Raw genomic sequence first — 19,528 nt, 5'->3', positions numbered from 1 at the left:
TGCGCGTCAGGGGAACACTGTGCCTGCTCAGATTTCATTGCTTAAAAACCGGCTGGATGCCTTTGATCGTCTCGATTTACTGGGTAACAGCACGCCGCTGGAAAAATTACACCGTCTTTCAGAACACGTTGGCCGCGACATTTACATCAAACGTGACGACGTCACTCCGCTGGCGATGGGCGGCAACAAGCTGAGAAAGCTGGAGTATCTGGTCGCCGATGCGCTGGCAGAGGGTGCAGATACGCTGGTGACCGCCGGGGCTATCCAGTCAAACCACGTGCGCCAGACTGCTGCCGTGGCCGCCAAGCTGGGACTCAAATGCGTCGCGCTGCTGGAAAACCCGATTGGCACCGGCGAGGCGAATTATCTGACCAACGGTAACCGTCTGCTGCTGGATCTGTTCAATGTTGAAGTGGTGATGTGCGATGCCCTGCACGATCCGATGGCGCAGCTGGCAGAGCAGGCTGAGCGTCTGGAGGCACAGGGCTTTCGTCCGTACGTGGTGCCGGTCGGCGGCTCGAATGCCTTAGGCGCGCTGGGATATGTGCAGTGTGCGCTGGAAATCGCTGAGCAATCTTCCGCCGGCTTTGTGGATTTCAGCGCCGTGGTAGTCGCTTCCGGCAGCGCCGGGACGCACGCCGGGCTCGCCGTGGCTTTACGCCATCTGATGCCCGATACCGCTCTGATCGGCGTGACGGTGTCACGTAAAGCGCATGAGCAGCGTCCCAAAGTGGAGGCAATTGCCCGCGAGGTCGCCACTCATCTCCAACTGGATGAAATCATTCCGTCGATAGTTTTGTGGGATGAATACTTCGCGCCGCGTTACGGTGAGCCGAACGAAGCGGGTATGGCGGCGGTTAAACTGCTGGCTGAACAGGAAGCGATGTTGCTGGATCCGGTCTACACCGGTAAAGCGATGGCGGGTTTACTCGATGGCATCGAACGCGGTCTCTTCCCGGAGGATGGCCCGATCCTGTTTATTCACACCGGCGGGGCACCTGCGCTGTTTGCTTATCACCCGTTTGTATAGGCATCACATATCGCTTTGATGGGTGGAAATGACCGTTTTGATGGCTTAAGGTGTGCTTATTCCATTTTGAGCTAAGATTATAGAATTATATTCCTGATAAGTGATGCGACGGGTGCTACTGTGCGCAAATCCATAGGGTATATAACGTTTTATAATTAACTATAAATGAGGTGAATATGGGTTTTTCTACACTGCGTCGTCGTTTACTCCTGGGTGCTGTGGCGGTGACGTTAACTGCCGGCATGGTCAGCAACAGCTTTGCTGATGAAGGTTTACTGAAGAAAGTTAAAGAGCGCGGTACGCTGATAGTCGGGCTGGAAGGAACCTATCCTCCGTTCAGTTTCCAGGGTGAAGACGGTAAGCTGACCGGTTTTGAAGTGGAGTTTGCAGATGCGCTGGCGCAGCACATGGGCGTAAAAGCCAAGCTGCAACCGACCAAGTGGGACGGCATGCTGGCCTCGCTGGAATCTAAACGTATTGATGTGGTGATCAATCAGGTCACCATTTCACCTGAACGCCAGAAAAAATATGATTTCTCCACGCCGTACACTGTTTCCGGTATTCAGGCACTGGTGAAAAAAGGTTCCGAAGCTGAGTATTCAAAGCCGGAAGATCTTAAAGGTAAGAAAGTCGGTGTGGGTTTAGGTACTAACTATGAACAATGGCTGCTTGCAAACGTGCCGGGCGTTGATGTTCGTACGTATGATGATGACCCGACTAAATATCAGGATCTGCGCGTAGGCCGTATCAACGCGATTCTGGTTGACCGTCTGGCAGCATTGGATCTGGTGAAGAAAACCGGCGATACCTTAGCGGTTGCTGGCCCGGCGTTCTCCCGCCAGGAATCTGGCGTGGCGATCCGTAAGGACAACCCGGAACTGCTGGCCGCGATCAACACGGCGATTGCCGAAATGCAAAAAGACGGCTCACTGGCCAAGATTTCAGAAAAGTGGTTCGGGGCCGACGTCACCAAATAAATGCTCGTCCTGCCGGGAGCTGATAAAGCTTCCGGTGTTTTCAGAGCAAACATCCAAAAGGTTATTATCGGATGCAAGAAAGTATTCAACTGGTGCTGGATTCAGCACCATTTTTATTGAAGGGAACCCTGTTTACGCTCCAGCTAAGTATTGGCGGGATGATTTTCGGGTTATTACTGGGCTTTATGCTGGCGCTGATGCGCCTTTCGCGTTTCTGGCCGCTGTCATGGTTGTCACGTTTTTACGTGTCGGTATTTCGCGGTACGCCGCTTATCGCACAGCTGTTTATGATTTATTACGGCCTGCCGCAGTTTGGCATTGAGCTGGATCCTATTCCGGCTGCGATGATCGGCCTGTCGCTTAATACAGCGGCTTACACCTCTGAAACCTTGCGTGCGGCGATTTCGTCGATTGAAAAAGGGCAGTGGGAAGCCGCCTCCAGCATTGGCATGAACCACTGGCAGACGCTGCGCCGCGTTATTTTACCGCAGGCCGCCCGTACTGCGCTGCCACCGCTTGGCAACAGCTTTATTGGTCTGGTGAAAGACACTTCGCTGGCCGCGACCATTCAGGTACCTGAGCTGTTTCGTCAGGCGCAGCTGGTGACCTCGCGCACGCTGGAAGTGTTCACCATGTATCTTGCCGCCTCGATCATTTACTGGGTGCTGGCGACCGTTTTATCCTTCCTGCAAAACCGTCTGGAAGACCGCGTTAACCGTCAGGATCAGGAGCCTTCATGAGTACCATTGACGTTAAGCAACTGACTAAGAAATTCAACGGCCAAACGGTGTTACACGGTATCGATTTACAGGTGAATGCCGGAGAAGTAGTGGCAATTATCGGCCCGAGCGGTTCCGGTAAAACCACGCTGCTGCGCAGCATCAATCTGCTGGAAGAACCAGACGGTGGCACTATTAAGGTCGGTAAAATCGAAATTGACGGTAACAAGCCGATCGGAAAGCAGAAAAATAAAGTCCGTGAACTGCGTCAGCAGGTAGGTTTTGTATTCCAGAACTTTAATCTGTTCCCACACCGTTCCGTGCTGGAAAACATCATTGAAGGCCCGGTCATCGTAAAAGGTGAATCGAAAGAGAAAGCGATTGCCGCCGCGCGCAAACTGCTGGAAAAAGTCGGCCTGAGCGGTAAAGAAGACGCCTATCCTCGCCGTTTGTCCGGTGGTCAGCAGCAGCGCGTGGCGATCGCCCGCGCACTGGCAATGAATCCTGAAGTCATTTTGTTCGATGAACCGACGTCTGCCCTCGACCCGGAGCTGGTCGGGGAAGTTCTCAACACTATCCGCGCGCTGGCGCTCGAGCACCGCACAATGGTGATCGTGACGCATGAAATGAGTTTTGCGCGTGATGTGGCAGACCGGGCGATCTTTATGGATCAGGGGAAGATCGTGGAGCAGGGGCCAGCGAAGGAGTTGTTCTCGAATCCGCAGCATGCGAGGACTAAGCAGTTTTTGGAGAAGTTCCTCGCCCACTAAATTCAAGAGCGTGGGTTGCCATTCAAACTGGCCTTAAGGTCAAGACCTTGGGCTGCCACCCAAACTGGCCTCAAGGGTGGTCTATCGCCACCACCCTTGAGAATCCCCGGCTCTTTGAAACACGTGCCATGCATCCCGGCTCTGTTTCAGAAAATCCTCCTATTGCCGCAAAATCCCGCCGCTGCGCGGTTCCCTCCGGTCGGGTTACAACCCGCGCAAAAACTCGCGGTTTTCCACCTCTTCCTGCGGCGTGATTTTTGAACGCGGCCAGTGGCTTTTTAGGTCACAACTTCACCTGCTCGGGTCATTTCAAAAACCCAAACCCTCTGCTTAATCTACATTTATTTTTTTTAAAAATGGTGAGATGGCGCGATCAAAAAATCCTGCCGAACGGAGCGGCCTGAAGACCTATGGCTTCAGGACCGAGAGAGGGCACCGCGCAGCGGCAGGGTTTTGCGCCACACGCGTCAGCAACAGAACAGGTCCATCGTTCCAGCGGTAGCGCATGTTTTAAAAAGACGTGGAGATTCCAAAGAGGGCCCGTCCTGGCCCTCTTTGGGCGGTTTCGGCGCAGCGAGTTAAGTGATCACTGCTATTGAGAAACCGAAACTTCCTCGGTTATTTTTTCAAGCCGCCATTGGACAGCAGTCCAAAAAATTCCAAAAAAAAGCCCCGAAAAAGTTTCGGGGCTTTCCAAAGTCTCACACCATCCAAGCCTTAATGCTTAGTTGATTTGAACCGGCATGCCTGCACGCATCTCAATCGCGCGCTGAACTACAGTCTGATTCACACTTGGATCCGTCGCTACGGCGTTCGAGCTGCCAGTCAGGCTGATTGGAATCGGCTGTTGGGAGTCGAATTCCTCCTGGTTAGAAGACAACGGGTTATGGATCTCAACATAACGCTTGCCGTCTGGCTCAACGGTGGCCTTCACCGGCTCGTTGATGAACTGAACGCGGGTGCCTTGCGGCACGTTGTCGTACAGCCATTTGATGTCAGCATCACGCAGACGCACACAACCGTGGCTCACGCGCAGACCGATACCAAAGTTCGCATTGGTGCCGTGAACGGCATACAGGCGGCCTACATACAGCGCGTAAAGACCCATCGGGTTATCCGGGCCTGCAGGGAAGACGGCGGGCAAAAACTCGCCGCGGGCTGCATATTCTTCATGCATTTTTGCCGTCGGGGTCCAGGTCGGACCTGCTTTCTTACGCTGGATAGTGGTCACCCAGTTCAACGGAGTGTCTTTGCCCAACTCACCGATACCGATTGGGAGAACGACAACGGTATTGCTGCCTTTCGGGTAGTAGTACAAACGCATTTCTGCGCTGTTGATGACAACACCTTCGTGCGGCGTATCCGGCAGGATTAACTGCTGAGGAATCGTCAGAACGGTGCCAGGGGTTGGCAGGAACGGGTCAACGCCAGGGTTGGCTTCAAGCATGTTGCTCAAACCCATCTGGTATTGCGCTGCAAAATGCTCCAGCGGCAGGCTGCTGCCCTGTGGAACAGTGACCGTAATATTTTCACCGACCAGACGACCATTGTTCGCCGGAAGAGGATATACCACAGCAAAAGATGCCTGGCTGTACGCAGCAACTGCCAAAACCAGGGTAACTATCGCGCGAATGCTCATTTTCATATTTTCGTTGGTCGTTAATGCCACACTGGCAGTTGTTGTCAGAATGTTGATTTCCCACCGGTATGCTTTCCACCGGAGAGACACGGTACTTTCACAGAGCACTTTAATGAGACTCAGTATGTGTAACGAATCACATTTCAGGGTCGCTAATTATAAGGATTTATTGCCAACAGGCCAAAGCTTTCTCATGCTGTTCGAAAAGTTCCCTTCACCGACCGCATTTTTTGCGGAGTCCTGCACAATTCCTTCACATTTAACCGCTTTTATACGACAAAATGGCACCATGACCGCGCGTCGAAAAACACTCTCTGCGCCTTATCGCTATGCCACCCTCAGACATCTCATGCCGAGGATTCAACAATCAGTGTTGAACGCCGCTGGCCGATAACGCAAAGGTGCCCACCGGCATAACTGGCAGGTATTTTTGGTAATAATCGTGATAGTTTTTTACCGGATCAATATCCTTAAATAAATCAGGATAAAGAGATTTAGCGATAAACTGTACCATTGTGAAATCAACCAGCGTACGAGATGCGCCCTGATAAACGCCGTAGAGTTTGCCATTCTGAATCGCCGGTAATGAACTCCAGCCGTCACGGTGAGTGAACCCGTTGAGTTTAGCTCTTGCTGCGGCTTCATTGACGCCGATACCCATTTCTAGTGCTGTGTCAACTTTATTGTTCTCCCTGCCGGAAATAAAAATAACATCCGGTTTGGCGACCAGTAACTGCTCAGGATTAATTTCGCCCCACTGTTTAACAAAAGGCGCTGCTATATTCTCGCCGCCTGCAAGACGCAGCATCACGCCCCACATATTTTCGCCATAGGTGAAGGAATACTCCGCCGGACCTTTATTACCAAACTCAATGTAGACTTTTGGCTTAGGCAGATTTGCCTGTTTGATCCTGTCTTCAATCAGCGTGATGTTATTTTTATAAAGCTGGGCCAACTCATTGGCGCGGTCAGTCTGGCCGGTTAATACCCCGATTATTTCCGTAGATTTTACATGGTTTTCTACCGTCTGATCATTGTAATCGAGCACGACAACCGGAATATGCAAACTCTGAAGCTGCGTGACTTCATACTTCAAGGCAGCGTACTGCCAGCTGGCTAAAATGACCACATCCGGCTTGAGGCTGATTAACTTTTCCAGCGACACGTTGTGCAGGTCGATTTCACCAATATCCGGAATGTCGGCAATGGAAGGACGGTGTTTAATATACATATCCCAGTTCGCGGGCACTTTGCCATGCCAGGCTTCACGCGAAATGCCGACAATATGATCAAACGCCTGTTCACCCCCCACCGCCATATAATCTTCAAAATAGAATCCCAATACTGCTCTTTTCACTGGCGTATCTAAGGTTATTTTATTTCCCAGTACATCAGTCAGCGTGGTGGTGGCGGCATTGGCCTGACCGGTTATCGCAACGGACAGTATAAAAAGCAAACCTTGAAGTAACTTCATTTAATTCCCTTAGGTATTGTGTGATTATTATTTGAGGCCGGAATTTATTTTTATAAAAACAGATTGATTATATTTTAATTTCACTTAAGTTGCCGCAAAAAATACAAATCCCGCTCTGTTACTATCGCGGTGTTCAATTATACGATTGGTTGGTTGCATTAGTACAGTCAGAATCGGGTGATGCCGATGACAACGTGGGTAAAATAAATGGCACTGTCGCAAATTCGCGATGAGGTAGCCTTTTTGTTATTGAAAGTCCTTAAAATTCAAGTGTTTTTCTCATCAGGCGCTTCTCGCCCGGCAGATCACCATAATAAAAAAGGGAAGCCTGATCTTTGCTTACTGCATGCATCACCTCAATACCTTCAAGTGTGGCGTAAGCCATCTTCATAGATTTAAACCCCGGTGTTACGTGTTTGTCTGCTGTGTGCCAAAAGGGGACATTTTCAAATCACGCTCTATTTATAAATGAGTGCCCGTTCGTTAACCCTCAAAGACTGTATTTTTCATTTTTATACTTGTTTTCAAAAAAACTGTTGACCATGAAGAACGATCGTTCTACCTTCATCTCATGAACAATAAGCCAACAGATACCCGCGAAAAAATCCTGACTACCGCTGAGCAATTGATTTATAGGAATGGAATTCATGCCACGGGCATGGACCTTCTGGTCAAGACATCAGGCGTAGCAAGGAAAAGTATTTATCGCTATTTCGCTAACAAGGATGACGTGGTGGCCGCCGCGTTGAAAGAACGTGATGAACGCTGGATGCACTGGTTCAGAACTGAATCTGATAAAGGTGATACTCCTCAGAAGCGCATTTTGAATATGTTCAGTGTGCTCAGAGGATGGTTTGATTCAGAAGGCTTTCGTGGTTGTGCTTTTATAAATACAGCCGGAGAAGTTGGTGATCATAACGACCCCATTCGTCAGATAGCAAAGCTGCATAAACAAAAATTGCTGGATTACACGCTCGATCTCACGGAGCAATTAAACATTGAGCAATCTGTCGTTCTGGCCAAACAGTTGCTGATTCTGATAGAGGGCGCAATCACCCTTTCCTATGTGATGGGCGATAGCAGCGCCGCCGACAGTGCAAGGGAAGTTGCGGAACGTTTGCTGGAACAGGTCTCTCCTTAAGGCCTGAGTAACAAAACTTTTTCTATTTATATCCAATTTTGTGGGAGGCTTTACCATGTCCGATACACACACTCGCCAGCCACTTCCACCTTTCACTCACGAATCGGCGACTGAGAAAGTTCGGCTCGCTGAAGATGGCTGGAACAGCCGCGATGCCGAAAAAGTATCGCTGGCGTACTCACTGGAGACCAAATGGCGTAATCGAACAGAGTTTGCAAATAATCGTGAAGAAGCCAAAGAATTCCTCACACGTAAGTGGAACAAAGAACTTGAGTATCGTCTCATTAAAGAGTTGTGGGCGTTTGGTAGCAGCCGCATTGCTGTTCGATACGCTTATGAATGGCGTGACGATTCAGGTAATTGGTTCCGTTCTTACGGGAATGAAAACTGGGAATTTGAAGCAGATGGCCTGATGCACCGTCGCTTCGCCTGTATCAATGACATGCCTATCAAAGAAGGTGACCGCAAGTTTCACTGGCCCCTGGGGCGTCGCCCGGATGACCATCCGGGTCTGTCGGAGTTGGGTCTGTGAATTTGACGATTATCTCGCCAGAAGCCCAGGGCTACTCTCGCCTCTAACGCGACAAATGCTACAGTTGATAGGGAAGTCACTGACTCTCAATACGGCTAAGGCAAGACGAGAATTAGGGTACGCACCGGTAAAAAGCTGGGATGAAGGCATCCGTGAATTGAAATAAAACGGATAAATTAACCCTGTACCAATAAAAAACCAGGGCACGTCACATAATATTGCGCTCCGGTTAAAATACTAGTTAAGAGGCCAAGGAAACAACTCACTTCGGGCTGAACTGGCATAACTGCGGCGAGCGCAACGTCTCAGAAACCGTAAATCAACTACTGGGTAAAGTCCGCTTTTCGCTCACAGCTGGCCATTAACGCGCGCATGTCTGCTTTGTTCCAGAAGCGGATCCAACAAACGCTCTGCCGTTTGGATTTTTATCGCGAGCAGCAGCTCCCTGGATTACCGGTTGGTCATATAGCTTTTTAGAATCATCCCGGCAGAAAGAATATGATCAACGGTAAAGTCGCGAGCAGCAGCGGAATCGCCCCGCAGGCAGGCGTTTAAAATATGCTCATGTTCATCCTGAAACTTGAGCGTTTCAGACAGTAACCGATGCTGCAAAAGCTCATATCTTTCTATCTGCGCTCGTAATTCATTTATCATTTTCAGCAGGCGCTGATTTTTACACTTGCGGTATAACAGCTCATGAAATTCCCGGTTGTATTGCCCCTGTTGTGTTGATTCGCTGGCGCTACCAAGAAGTTTGTGAACAAGCTCTGCCCGCGTAAGCGTTTCTGAATCCATGTATTGAATGCTCTGAAAAATAGCATCACCTTCCAGTAAAGCCCGGAGTTGATAAATTTCGTCAACATCGTGAACGGTAAGCGTCCTGACGACAGCTCCGCGGTTTCTGTAAACGTCAACTAAGCCTTCCCTCTCAAGTTTCTGGATTGCTTCTCTCAGCGGGATACGGCTGACAGAAAACTGGCTGGCGAGGTCTCTTTCCACTAGACGATCACCGTCTCGCAGCGAGCCGTTGTTGATTAAATTTTTTAGCTCAAAAGCAAGCATGTCCGCGGTCGAAAGAATAACCGAACTCATAGAACCTACTTTACTTGATGATTAAATGGTATACCATTATGCCATCCGTTTAAGCACTTTGACAATGATTTGCGGTAAATCGTGCTTCATCTGGGAGTGACTAAAAGTAGAGAAGAGTGAGTGGTGAGAATCTCAAAAGCAGATAAATATTAATTTCATTGGCCGACTGAGAGTGTATTGCTAACTAGCAGACATTAAGAACTGGAGCGGGAAATTTATGGAACACAGTTATTCGTCACATATATGTTGGACAGGCAATCTGGGCAAAGGGACAACAGGGTATCGTTCATATGACCGGACATGGGATATTTCTGTCGCTGGAAAGGAAATAATACATTGTTCTAATGACCCGATACTGGGTGGCGACCCTGGTAAAATGAATCCGGAAGACCTGCTTATATCTTCTCTTTCTGCATGTCACATGCTGTGGTATTTACATCTGGCATCAGATGCGGGCATCACTGTAATGGATTATGAAGATTCACCGGTAGCAACAGGTGAGGTGTTAAAAAATGGCGCTGGCCGCTTCCTGTCCGCCGTACTCAGGCCAAAAATTACTGTCGTAGCCGGTACTGATATTGATGCCGCAATGGCTATTCACCATGAGATCCATAAAGTGTGCTTTATTGCCAGATCAGTAAACTTCCCTGTGAGCTATGACTCCGAGTTTATTATCTCTGACGAAGCGCATTCTGCAACGGTGTAAAACTCAATGCCGAATAAGGCTGGTCAGCCGGACGATAGCTAACATTTACTGTATCAGCCAAACCTCCGCTTTTCGCTCAACGCGTGCATGTCTGCTTTGTGCCAGAAGCGGACGTAGCATGCATCATGTTATGATTCATTCAGTGAGAAGGGTTCACTCCTGCTTCCAGCTCATAGTGAACAAAAGGCTCTAAAAATTATGACATCATTCATTGAGAACCAAGTCATGGATTTCACTATCGGTCCCACTCATCCTGAGCACTTTGACAAGCTTCGCGCTATTGAACTGGCTGCTTTTGAAACATTGCGTAATGCAGGTGCGGTAACAGGCGAGGCGGGGGCAAGTAGCCTCGAGGAGCTGAGCAATTTCAGTCGTAACGGTCTGTTACTAACGGCCTATACGTCTGATTCAGTTCCTGTAGGATTTGTAGCAGGTAAAGTTGAAGGCACATGGCTGCACATTGCTGAAATTGATGTACATCCGCAATGGCAGCGAAATGGAATCGGCAGACTGCTTATGGAGAGAATTCTCCTTACTGGGCAACAACGCGGTCTGGCTGGTGCCACGCTGACAACAGACAAGATGGTCGCTTTTAATGCCAGATTTTACGGTACATTAGGATTTAATATTGTGGAAGGCCACGCACAACCTCCGTATCTGGTAAGCCTAATTGCTGAAGAGATTTCTAAGGGTTTCATTCCGGCGCGACGTGTTGCAATGTGGGTTATCTTTTAGGACTCAGGTCCGCTTTTCGCTCAAAGCTGCCAGTCAGTTCCTTTGATTTCCTGAAGATGTTTCAGTCGCCGTTCTGCATGCTTGGTTAGAAAACCCAGTGTGCCAAGGCGGCGCGGATTTAACTGTAATGGCTCTGATTTGCCTGAAAGTGGTTTGGTTGCGTCAGGGCTGTATCTGGGCAGGCGCTCCTGAAAATTGGTTCACTGGACAGAATATGCGGTCTGTCTAGGACGTGACTGTATTATCGCGCTGGGTCTCTGAGGCATAGATGGTGCGTGACTTTTTCTATGCCAGTTAAAGCAATAAAACCAGCACGTTCATAGAAGCTGAATGCGGACTGAGGCGCGTTTGTGTTGATAAAATTAAACCAGCGGCCTGAACCTGCCAGCATCGCCCTGAGCAGAGTGATACCCACCTGCATTCTTCTCCATTCAATTCCTACATAGAGATGACGGAGTCGCCCGGCGCCAGCCGAAGGCATATAAGGATCTTGATTTAATCCACACACGCCGATGAGTAATCCATCGGCATAGAAACCTGACAGTTTCTCACCCGGTTTATCAAAACGATTTTGCCCGCTCAGCCAGTTTTCTTCCAGTCTGCGTAGCATGTTAAATCCAGCAGCCATGCTCTCAGCTTTTAACTCTCCAAATCCTGGGTTATCCGGGGTAATGTTCGTGATGATAATATTCATGAGTAGTCCCTTTGTATTCACTATGGATAATCCAGACACTCTTAAATCTTATTTGCTGCAAACGGGACATCTGTTCTTTGGTCTCAACTTCCTGTTGACACTGCCACAGCTAAGTCTGTGCATAAAGCCGAAGGTGTTATAATCCTGGCCTCAAATTGCCCTGATATACGATAACGATGATGAATAAAATCCTGGTAAGTGCTTGCCTTATGGGGTTCAAAGTACGCTATGACGGAAGCGAGAAAGCACAAATGGTCGATCAGTTGCACCGCTGGCAGAAAGAGCAACGTCTTGTGATCCACTGTCCTGAACTGGCCGCCGGGCTGCCAACGCCACGTCCACCGGCTGAGATTGTTTTTGCTGAAGGTAAAGACGTCATGCCGCAGCAGGTCAGAATACTTGAAATTACCGGGCAAGATGTCACTGAGCAATATCAGCTTGGTGCCTGGCTGGCGCTGCGTACCGCTCAGGAGTCAGGCTGTACGGCTGCGCTGTTAACCGATGGCAGTCCGACATGCGGTAGCCAATTTATCTATGACGGTTCATTTAGCGGCAAGCGTAAGTCAGGTATGGGGGTCGCAGCATCCCTGCTTACTGAACATGGCATAGCCGTGTTTTCTGAGAACAGGCTGGCCGATCTCATTGCCTGGATTGATGAGAAAGAACGCTGAACCTATATTTTCATTGAGATACGAAGAGAAAATAGCCTCTAATCTCAGAGGAAATAGTTATGTTTTTGGGCAGCCTGTAACTTGCGGATAATTGCGGCATACCAGATTGAGTTTGTATTTGGGCTCGAAATCTTTATCCAGCATGCATTGCTGAACATCCGCAGCTTTGCGTAACGTCGGCACGTAAGGCACTGAGCCCAATGGTTGCGGATAACCACATTGATACATCACCGCCAGCGCTTGTTTGTCGTTTTCAACTTCATGAGAAAAATGCTGCGAAGCTCCCTTTTTACGCCAGGTAATCAGGGAAAACGGGCTTATGCCAGAATCTGGCTTGATAGGATGGAACCCTCTGTCTGCGACAAAAGGCAGCGCCTCCAGCTGGCGCTGACTTAAGGGATGACCCTGCTCTTGCTGGATACAGGCTGGTGTATCATGGTAAATAGGAATGCTACAAATTTTGAATCCGTCTTTACGTGTAAACCCCATATTCTCCATGCATTGATAATACAGAACTGACTCATTATCTGTTTTAGGAATATCGGGGCCAGGGAGTTGCACACCGCATTTACCCATCGCAACGCGCACGCCGTCGATGTCTGTATCAGGACGCTGCCACTGTGTGATATCCGGTGGTGGGGGACATCCTGTCAGCAGGAATACCGCCGTTGTCAGCAAAGGTAAAGTCATCAGAGTCGATTTTCGTAACATTAAAATCCCTTATTTATTATTGTGTCAGGCAGCCGCCATACTGACCGTATTGATCCTTTGCGACAACATTGTTCAGGTTGGATTAATTCCCTCAAATTATTCGAACACACTCCATTGATTCTTAATAATACCCTCCACGTTCAAAACACGCTCCTGCCTTCGGGTTCTCCTTTACCACTAAGAATAATATTATAGCTTCCATTATTTGGCGCTTCATTTTCACTTATTCGCAGTGTCTGGATAACGCCGGTCAGCCAGGGGGGCGGCTTGGGGAAGGGGAGGTAAATCTGTATTAATTTTTGCGATGTTTACGTCTGTTATATTTGCCGACGGTCTGAAAGCGTCTCCAGGCGATTTGCTCCAACTCCCCCTGTGCAGGGGGAGGAGAAAAACCATCAATCACTTCAGCTATCAGAAATCGTAACCCACGGTTGCAACCACGGTACGTTCCTGACCCCAGTAGCAATAGCTGGTGCCATAACAGGCTGCGACGTATTTCTTATCGAACAGGTTATTGGCGTTCAGCTGCACGTAGGCGCCTTTCAGCTGCGGGTTAAACTGCACCAGATTCATACGCAGTGAAGCATCCACCAGCGTAGCGGAAGGCATGTGCTGCGTGTTCTCATTATCCGCCCACTGTGTACCGATGTAACGCACACCTGCACCCAGATCCACACCCACTGGCGTCTTATACTGACCCCAGATAGATGCCATTTGTTTCGGCGTGATATATGGCGTGTTGCCATTATTTTGTGCCGCGTCACGAATACGCACTTTGTTGTAGGTATAACCGGCCATCACGTTGAAGCGCTCGGTCACCTGTTTCTTAGCTTCCAGCTCCAGACCCTGCGAACGGATTTTACCTGCTGGCTCATAGATACTTCCAACAACAATACGATTAACTGCATCTTTTTGAGTTAAATCATACAAGGCAGCGGTGTATATGTCAGAAGTGCCGACTGGCTGGTATTTGATCCCGGCTTCGTATTGCTCACTTTCCATTGGTTTCAATAATGTACCACCAGCACCTGGTAAAGTAGAAGGTGACATCGCCTGACTGTAGCTGACGTAAGGAGAAATCCCGTTATCGAAGGCGTACAGCAGTGACGCGCGACTGTTGAAGTGGCTGTCTTTACGCTCGCTGTGGCTGTCGGTGCCGTAGATGCTTTCGTAGCTGCGGCTGTCGGTTTTCAGCGTGTCGTAACGGCCTGACAGGGTCAGGAACCATTTGTTCCAGCTCATTTCGTCCTGCAGATAGGTGCCCATCTGCTCGTAACGGTTTTTGCCGCGCGAGTGGCTGTAGTAATCCAGCGTGTCGATACCGACTCCGGTGTACGGGTTCAGCGTGCCGGCGGTTGCGCCATCAGATTTCAGGTCATTCACGAAGTGGGAATAGTCAAAGCCCAGCACCACTTTGTGTGCCAGTTCGCCGGTGGCGAAATCGGCTTCAAGCTGGTTATCAATCGCGAAGGTATCAAGAGAAGATTTTTCACCGGAATAGTAGCGGTTCATCAGCGTACGATCCGCGTTCCAGCCTGCCTGATACACCTGATCCAGTTCGGTATTGGAATGGGTGTAGTTAGCGTTCTGGCGGAATGACCAGACGTCGTTAAACGCGTGCTGGAATTCGTAGCTGTAGATCTGCTCCCAGCGCTTGAACTGGTTGCGATCCGTTTCGCCGTCGAAGAAACCACGGCTCAGTTTCTGGCCATACAGGCTGCCGTCAGCGGGCACGGCAGCGTGATAACCGCCGGACGGGTCTTTTTGCAGGTAGGCGCGCAATAACAGCGAGGTGTTTTCATCAGGCTGCCACATCAGCTGCGGGGAAATCGCATAACGCTCTTCGCGCTGGTGATCGTACTGGGTGTCGCTGCTGCGGGTCATACCGGTCAGGCGGAATGCCCACTGGTCGTTGATCGCATTGGTGTAATCGAATGCGCCGCCCTTGGTATTTTGCGTGCCGCCGGAAAGCTGGAAATGGCCCTCTTCGGCGAACTGCGGACGCTTAGTGGTTTCAACCACCACACCGCCGGGAATGCTCTGGCCATAAAGGGCAGAGGACGGGCCTTTCACCACATCAATACGTTCAAGGAACCACGGATCGACCTGAATGGAGTTATAGCTCGCACCATCGCTCAGGATACGCAGGCCATCAAGGAAGGTGTTGTTGACGTCGCCGCCGTGGAAGCCACGCAGGGAGATGGTGTCATAACGCGTTGCGCCACCGGCAAAGTTGGTGAAAACGCCCGGCGTATAGTTCAGCGCGGCGTTGACCGTTGTAGCGTTCTGATCGGTCATCTGCTGACGGGTCACGACGGAAACAGCCTGGCCGGTAGTGATTAACGGCTGGTCGGTTTTGGTCGCGCTTTTCGACGTTTTTGCACTGTAACCCTGCGTCGGAGCATCAGCGGTATCAGCCTGTGATGCCTTGATAACCACTGTATCTTCTGCGGCCAAAGAGGAAGCCGGAACGGCCACGGCCATGGCGCACAAAAGCACCGAGCGTTTGAGGGGAAAAGCCAACAACATAGTAATAATCCCTATAAATAACCCGATCAATAATCGGGTAATTAATTGATGCGTGTGTAAATAAACCCAGAAGCCAACCACGTTCCGCACGAAAGCCCGGCCATAAAAAGGCTGGGTATTTACGAAAACGAGACGAATGTTAAACTTAATGATAATTGTTATCATTATTATTTTACAAATTCAAGTGAACTTTATTCAAAAAGTGTGAAGTGACTACATTTTATCCGCATGAAAATCATGGGTTTTGTGGTTTTGTTTGAGCGAAACGGAGGGGATGTTCGGGGATGTGACTAGCGTAAAGGGGGATGAATGGCAGTGCAGATAATTGTCAGGAGATACGCCGCCACGACAAAAGCCGTGACGGCGCAGATTATTGAAGGAACTAGCGCGCCAGCCCAAACCCGATATCAAACAGCGGAGATTCGCTGTCGTGCGGCATATCTGATTGCTGTTTTAGCACCGCGTCCATAGAGGACGGCAGCTCGAACGGCAGTTTGCCGGTAAAGGCTTCGCCGCTGGTGAGGCGGGTAAACAGCACTGCATCGCTGACGCCAAAATTCCCCACGATGGCTTTGGCTTTATCCTTCACGTTGCTCAGAATTGCCGGGCGATCGAGATACACCGTCACAACTGTTGGCACATGTTTGCTGGCGTTCACGATGGCCTGATAATCTGCATTATCGCCGGTAAACTCCAGCGATCCTTCGTGATGACGTTTACCGAAGAACCACGCATGATGCAGTTTTTCATACGGGGTCTGCGCGCGGATAAGGGCCACATCGGCTTTCTCCGGCGAATCAACTACGGTAAAACCGGCAGCTTCGGCGGCTTTCGGTGCGATGCCGTATAGCCAGATTTTTTGGCCTTTTTTCAGCGGTAATACATCACCGGAATTTTGCAGCAGCACCAGCGAATGCCCCTGTGCGGCGTCGGCTTCTTTCTGCCAGTCAGCTCGTCCGACGGTTTGCACCGCTTTTTGCACATCGACGTAAGGATTTTCAAACAAACCGGTCTGGAATTTCTGCTCAACAATGCGCATCACCGATTCGTTCAGGCGTGCTTGCGTTAGCTGTTTTTCTTTCACCGCGCTGACCAGCAGCTGGGAGTCGGTGACGCCGCCAAACTGATCGACACCGGCCTTCACCGCTTTGACGAATCGCTGCTGCGGCGTCAGATCTTCGACTCCCCACGACATTCCGCCCGGTACCGGCTCCGTGCCTTCCGGCGCGCCGTTGATGCAGACGTCATCGCAGGTGCTGGTGATCAGCCAGTCGCTGAGGATCACGCCTTTGAAGCCATATTGTCCGCGCAAAATATCAGTCAGGAGCTGATGGCTAAAGCCTGCGCCCACCTGCTCCAGCGGTTTGCCTTCGATGGAGACATTTTTCAGGATTGAGTAGGTCGGCATGACGCTGGCAACGTTGGCTTCAAACGCGCCGGTAAACGGATAAATATGTTCTTTGAGATTGTTGCCGGGGAACACGGCGTTCTTGCCGTAAACATTGTGACTGTCGAAACCGTTTTCAGCCGCGCCATAGCCGACCCAGTGTTTGACGACCGAAATGACGCTGCCCGGATTTAGGCCGTCTGCGCCGTTTTGCATCCCTTCGACATAGCCGCGCACCATATTATGAACGCGGGTCGGGTCTTCTCCGAAAGTGCCGCTGATGCGTGCCCAGCGCGGTTCGGTGGCCAGATCCGCCTGCGGCGAAAGAGCTTCGCGGATGCCGACCGCCAGATATTCCTGACGGATGATATCGGCGTAGCGGCGGGTGACTTTCTCATTGCCAATCGCGGCCAGCCCCAGCGTTTCCGGCCATTGGGTGAACTTGCCGGAAGAGGTGCTGGCACCAATCAGATATTCGAACGAGTTACGCGGATCGCTGCTGATGGTGACCGGAATGCCCAGCCGCGTGGTTTCGGCGATTTGCTGGAGTTTGTTGTTTTCTTCCGCCATCACCGCCGGGTCGTCTGCTGACAGCCGGGTGATCAGGCTGTTCACTTTGGCGCCTTCGATCATCTTTCTCGCGGCGGCCATATCATAATGTGTGCCTGCGCCGATCGGGCTGTTGGCCGTCGGTGCCGAACCGTGCATCATCACGCCCGCTTTTTCTTCCAGCGTCATGCGTTTGACCAGATCTGCTGCGCGTTCTTGTGGCGTAAGCCGCCAGTCCTCGTAGGGTTCTAGTTTTCCGGAATGATTCAGATCTTTAAACTGCAGGCCATCGACGGTCAGCAGCGTCACTTCACGCTGGCTGAGTTCGGGCTGAGTATTATCGGCAGAGGCAGTAGTTGAAAGCAGAAGGGCAGTAACGGCGAGGCTAAGAGGTTTAATTTTCATTATCATCCTTAATGATTGATATATATAGATACTCAATATCGGATTAATACTCTATTTGCCGGAGAGATGTTGCGATCAAGTTCGCAATTAAAAATCCACATTATTTGCGATGATTTTCCTTCTTCTGCCTAAATATTTCCGTAAACTCTCCGATAACCAAAATTAGCCTGCCGGTTGTGTAGTTTTTATAAAAAGAGCGTACCGGCAGGCTGAAACGGGTTCTTAATGGCCATTTGGGTCTTCTATAAGGGATTGTCATGAAAAAAGTTATTTTTGCTGCGGCCGTTGCCGTACTGTTATCCGGCTGTGCGCAGCAAACTTTCAACATGGGTCAGGGTATTGCCACTGCGCCTAAGCAAGTGACCACGCATCACTTCTTCGTCAGCGGTATTGGTCAGAAGAAATCCATCGATGCTGCGAAAGTCTGCGGTGGTGCAGATAAAGTCGTTCGCGTTGAAACTCAACAGACTTTTGTTAACGGTCTTCTGGGTCTGGTAACGTTCGGTATCTATACCCCACGTGAAGCACGCGTGTTCTGTTCTTAAGTTATCCTGTTCGAATGATTCAGGCTGCCAAACGGCAGCCTTTTCTTTTTCCCCAACATCTACCCCAACAGCAGCCCCAGCAACGCGCCCACTGCCAGCACCCACAGCGGATGGATCCGTTTGTTCATCGCCAGCAGGGTACACACAATGATGATGCCGCCCATGAGCGCGGTGGTGGCCGACGCTTCGGCGATCAGCAACCCGCTCGATACCACCAGTCCGACGGTGACCGGCACCAGCCCGCGCTGGATAACCTGCCGCCACGGGCGGTCTTTGTAGCGTTTCCAGCCACCCATGACGATCAGCGTCACAATGGAAGACGGACCGAACTTGGCCAGCGATGACACCAGCAACCCTGACCATCCGGCCACCTGCCAGCCAATCAGCGGTACGATCATCATATTCGGGCCGGGTGCCGCCTGTGCCAGCGCAAACAGGGCGCTGAACTCCTGCGCGCTCATCCAGTGATGCACGTCCACTACGGCACGCTGCATCTCGGGCAAAATCGTGTTGCCGCCGCCGAAGGCCAGCAGGGAAAGCTCGGTAAATAACAGGGCAAGAGAGAAGAGAACTGTCATCAGAATTTCCCTTTTGCGCAGATGAAAATACTGACCGGCGCCAGCACCAGCATGACCGGCAACATCGGAATACGAAACAGGGCGATGGCGACGATGCCCGCGGCAACCAGCGCCAGTTGGAGCCATTTCCCACGCAGTGGGCTGAGCATTTTGATGCCGGTCGAAAGCAGTAAACCGGCCGCCGCTGCCGCCATACCGGCGAACAAATGCTCCACCATCGGCTCATTCTGATAGCGCGCATACACCAGGCCGAGTAACACCACGCAAATCGTCGGGGCGAGGATCAGCCCGAGAATGGCGGAAAGCGCGCCGCGCAGCCCGCGAAACTCCATTCCTAAGGCGACTGACAAATTGATGATGTTGCCGCCCGGCAAAAACTGGCACAGCCCGAGTAATTCAGTGAACTGATCCGCCGTCAGCCAGCGGCGTTTATCCACCAGCATGTGGCGCGCCATCGGCAGCACGCCGCCAAACCCGGTCAGCCCGAGCACAAAAAATCCCATAAACAGTTGTCCGCAGTCAGGCTGCGGCGCAGTGTCATTACCGGCATCGAGCATTATTTTTTCCTGCGATAAATCGGCCATTTTCCCACTCTCCCAACAATAGTATCCAAACACGCCAAAGGCATAAATTTCATAAGGATG

Annotated in this window: 19 protein-coding genes and 1 pseudogene; 10 read left to right on the top strand and 10 right to left on the bottom strand. The window is 50.6% G+C overall.

The annotated features are described in order from the left end of the window. Positions 1 to 19: 19 nt before the first annotated feature. From ACMHLI_RS11590 to tcyN, 4 genes are all read left to right on the top strand, one after another. A complete protein-coding gene (locus ACMHLI_RS11590) occupies positions 20 to 1,030 on the top strand; it encodes a D-cysteine desulfhydrase (protein WP_413529606.1) in 1,011 nt (336 codons plus the stop codon). Positions 1,031 to 1,206: 176 nt separating this feature from the next. Beyond that, positions 1,207 to 2,007: a cystine ABC transporter substrate-binding protein gene (tcyJ, locus tag ACMHLI_RS11585; protein ID WP_413529605.1), complete on the top strand. Its 801-nt coding sequence runs from the start codon at positions 1,207 to 1,209 to the stop codon at positions 2,005 to 2,007. Between the two features lie 71 nt (positions 2,008 to 2,078). Next, a complete protein-coding gene (tcyL, locus tag ACMHLI_RS11580; protein ID WP_112168074.1) occupies positions 2,079 to 2,747 on the top strand; it encodes a cystine ABC transporter permease in 669 nt (222 codons plus the stop codon). Beyond that, the gene (gene tcyN, locus ACMHLI_RS11575) at positions 2,744 to 3,496 is read left to right on the top strand and encodes an L-cystine ABC transporter ATP-binding protein TcyN (RefSeq protein WP_413529604.1); all 753 of its coding nucleotides are present in this window, start codon (positions 2,744 to 2,746) and stop codon (positions 3,494 to 3,496) included. The genes tcyL and tcyN overlap by 4 nt, the downstream gene beginning before the upstream one ends. Positions 3,497 to 4,220: 724 nt before the next feature. Here the strand turns inward: tcyN and ACMHLI_RS11570 are convergent. From ACMHLI_RS11570 to ACMHLI_RS11560, 3 genes and pseudogenes are all read right to left on the bottom strand, one after another. Next, positions 4,221 to 5,141: a L,D-transpeptidase family protein gene (locus tag ACMHLI_RS11570; protein ID WP_413529739.1), complete on the bottom strand. Its 921-nt coding sequence runs from the start codon at positions 5,139 to 5,141 to the stop codon at positions 4,221 to 4,223. 361 nt (positions 5,142 to 5,502) lie between these two features. Continuing rightward, complete coding sequence (locus ACMHLI_RS11565; RefSeq protein WP_413529603.1) at positions 5,503 to 6,609, bottom strand: ABC transporter substrate-binding protein; 1,107 nt, start codon at positions 6,607 to 6,609, stop codon at positions 5,503 to 5,505. Positions 6,610 to 6,868: 259 nt separating this feature from the next. Further along, a pseudogene (locus ACMHLI_RS11560) lies at positions 6,869 to 7,018 on the bottom strand (IS6 family transposase); the annotation flags it as partial. A gap of 162 nt (positions 7,019 to 7,180) precedes the next feature. Here ACMHLI_RS11560 and ACMHLI_RS11555 point away from each other — a divergent pair. Further along, entirely contained in the window at positions 7,181 to 7,750 is a 570-nt protein-coding gene (locus ACMHLI_RS11555; protein ID WP_413529602.1) for a TetR/AcrR family transcriptional regulator, read from the top strand. Positions 7,751 to 7,805: 55 nt separating this feature from the next. Further along, positions 7,806 to 8,282 (top strand): DUF1348 family protein, encoded by a 477-nt coding sequence (locus ACMHLI_RS11550; RefSeq protein ID WP_413529601.1) that lies wholly within the window; start codon positions 7,806 to 7,808, stop codon positions 8,280 to 8,282. A 450-nt stretch (positions 8,283 to 8,732) separates the two neighbouring features. Here ACMHLI_RS11550 and ACMHLI_RS11545 read toward each other — a convergent pair whose 3' ends face one another. Continuing rightward, positions 8,733 to 9,374: a GntR family transcriptional regulator gene (locus ACMHLI_RS11545; protein ID WP_413529600.1), complete on the bottom strand. Its 642-nt coding sequence runs from the start codon at positions 9,372 to 9,374 to the stop codon at positions 8,733 to 8,735. Positions 9,375 to 9,591: 217 nt separating this feature from the next. Here ACMHLI_RS11545 and ACMHLI_RS11540 point away from each other — a divergent pair, with 217 nt between their 5' ends. Then, the gene (locus ACMHLI_RS11540) at positions 9,592 to 10,080 is read left to right on the top strand and encodes an OsmC family protein (RefSeq protein WP_413529599.1); all 489 of its coding nucleotides are present in this window, start codon (positions 9,592 to 9,594) and stop codon (positions 10,078 to 10,080) included. 198 nt (positions 10,081 to 10,278) lie between these two features. Beyond that, positions 10,279 to 10,815 carry a GNAT family N-acetyltransferase gene (locus tag ACMHLI_RS11535; RefSeq protein WP_413529598.1) on the top strand — a complete coding sequence of 179 codons (537 nt, stop codon included), beginning with the start codon at positions 10,279 to 10,281 and terminating at the stop codon, positions 10,813 to 10,815. Positions 10,816 to 11,056: 241 nt separating this feature from the next. Here the strand turns inward: ACMHLI_RS11535 and ACMHLI_RS11530 are convergent, their stop codons facing one another. Beyond that, positions 11,057 to 11,509, bottom strand: coding sequence for a GNAT family N-acetyltransferase (locus ACMHLI_RS11530; RefSeq protein WP_413529597.1), 453 nt, complete (start codon positions 11,507 to 11,509; stop codon positions 11,057 to 11,059). A gap of 176 nt (positions 11,510 to 11,685) precedes the next feature. Here ACMHLI_RS11530 and ACMHLI_RS11525 point away from each other — a divergent pair, with 176 nt between their 5' ends. After that, entirely contained in the window at positions 11,686 to 12,180 is a 495-nt protein-coding gene (locus tag ACMHLI_RS11525; RefSeq protein ID WP_413529596.1) for a DUF523 domain-containing protein, read from the top strand. A gap of 57 nt (positions 12,181 to 12,237) precedes the next feature. Here the strand turns inward: ACMHLI_RS11525 and ACMHLI_RS11520 are convergent, their stop codons facing one another. The 3 genes from ACMHLI_RS11520 to ACMHLI_RS11510 all read right to left on the bottom strand — a co-directional run bounded on the left by ACMHLI_RS11520 (position 12,238) and on the right by ACMHLI_RS11510 (position 17,761). Continuing rightward, complete coding sequence (locus ACMHLI_RS11520) at positions 12,238 to 12,891, bottom strand: hypothetical protein (protein WP_413529595.1); 654 nt, start codon at positions 12,889 to 12,891, stop codon at positions 12,238 to 12,240. Positions 12,892 to 13,302: 411 nt separating this feature from the next. Then, positions 13,303 to 15,420, bottom strand: coding sequence for a TonB-dependent siderophore receptor (locus ACMHLI_RS11515; protein WP_413529594.1), 2,118 nt, complete (start codon positions 15,418 to 15,420; stop codon positions 13,303 to 13,305). Between the two features lie 382 nt (positions 15,421 to 15,802). Continuing rightward, positions 15,803 to 17,761, bottom strand: a complete 1,959-nt coding sequence (locus ACMHLI_RS11510; RefSeq protein WP_413529593.1) for a glycoside hydrolase family 3 protein — start codon at positions 17,759 to 17,761, stop codon at positions 15,803 to 15,805. Between the two features lie 257 nt (positions 17,762 to 18,018). Between ACMHLI_RS11510 and ACMHLI_RS11505 the strand changes: the two genes are divergently transcribed. Continuing rightward, entirely contained in the window at positions 18,019 to 18,306 is a 288-nt protein-coding gene (locus ACMHLI_RS11505) for a Bor family protein (protein WP_112168066.1), read from the top strand. Positions 18,307 to 18,365: 59 nt separating this feature from the next. Here the strand turns inward: ACMHLI_RS11505 and ACMHLI_RS11500 are convergent, their stop codons facing one another. Together ACMHLI_RS11500 and ACMHLI_RS11495 are read right to left on the bottom strand one after the other, a co-directional pair. Then, positions 18,366 to 18,884 (bottom strand): chromate transporter, encoded by a 519-nt coding sequence (locus ACMHLI_RS11500; protein ID WP_413529592.1) that lies wholly within the window; start codon positions 18,882 to 18,884, stop codon positions 18,366 to 18,368. Next, positions 18,884 to 19,441 carry a chromate transporter gene (locus ACMHLI_RS11495; RefSeq protein ID WP_413529738.1) on the bottom strand — a complete coding sequence of 186 codons (558 nt, stop codon included), beginning with the start codon at positions 19,439 to 19,441 and terminating at the stop codon, positions 18,884 to 18,886. Before ACMHLI_RS11495 ends, ACMHLI_RS11500 begins: the two co-directional genes overlap by 1 nt. Between the last annotated feature and the right edge of the window lie 87 nt (positions 19,442 to 19,528).

The organism is Rahnella inusitata (assembly GCF_965118895.1).
GTDB classification, from domain to species: domain Bacteria; phylum Pseudomonadota; class Gammaproteobacteria; order Enterobacterales; family Enterobacteriaceae; genus Rahnella; species Rahnella inusitata_A.
The sequence above is the reverse complement of the archived record's forward strand: the minus strand, read 5'-3'. Positions and strand labels throughout refer to the sequence as shown.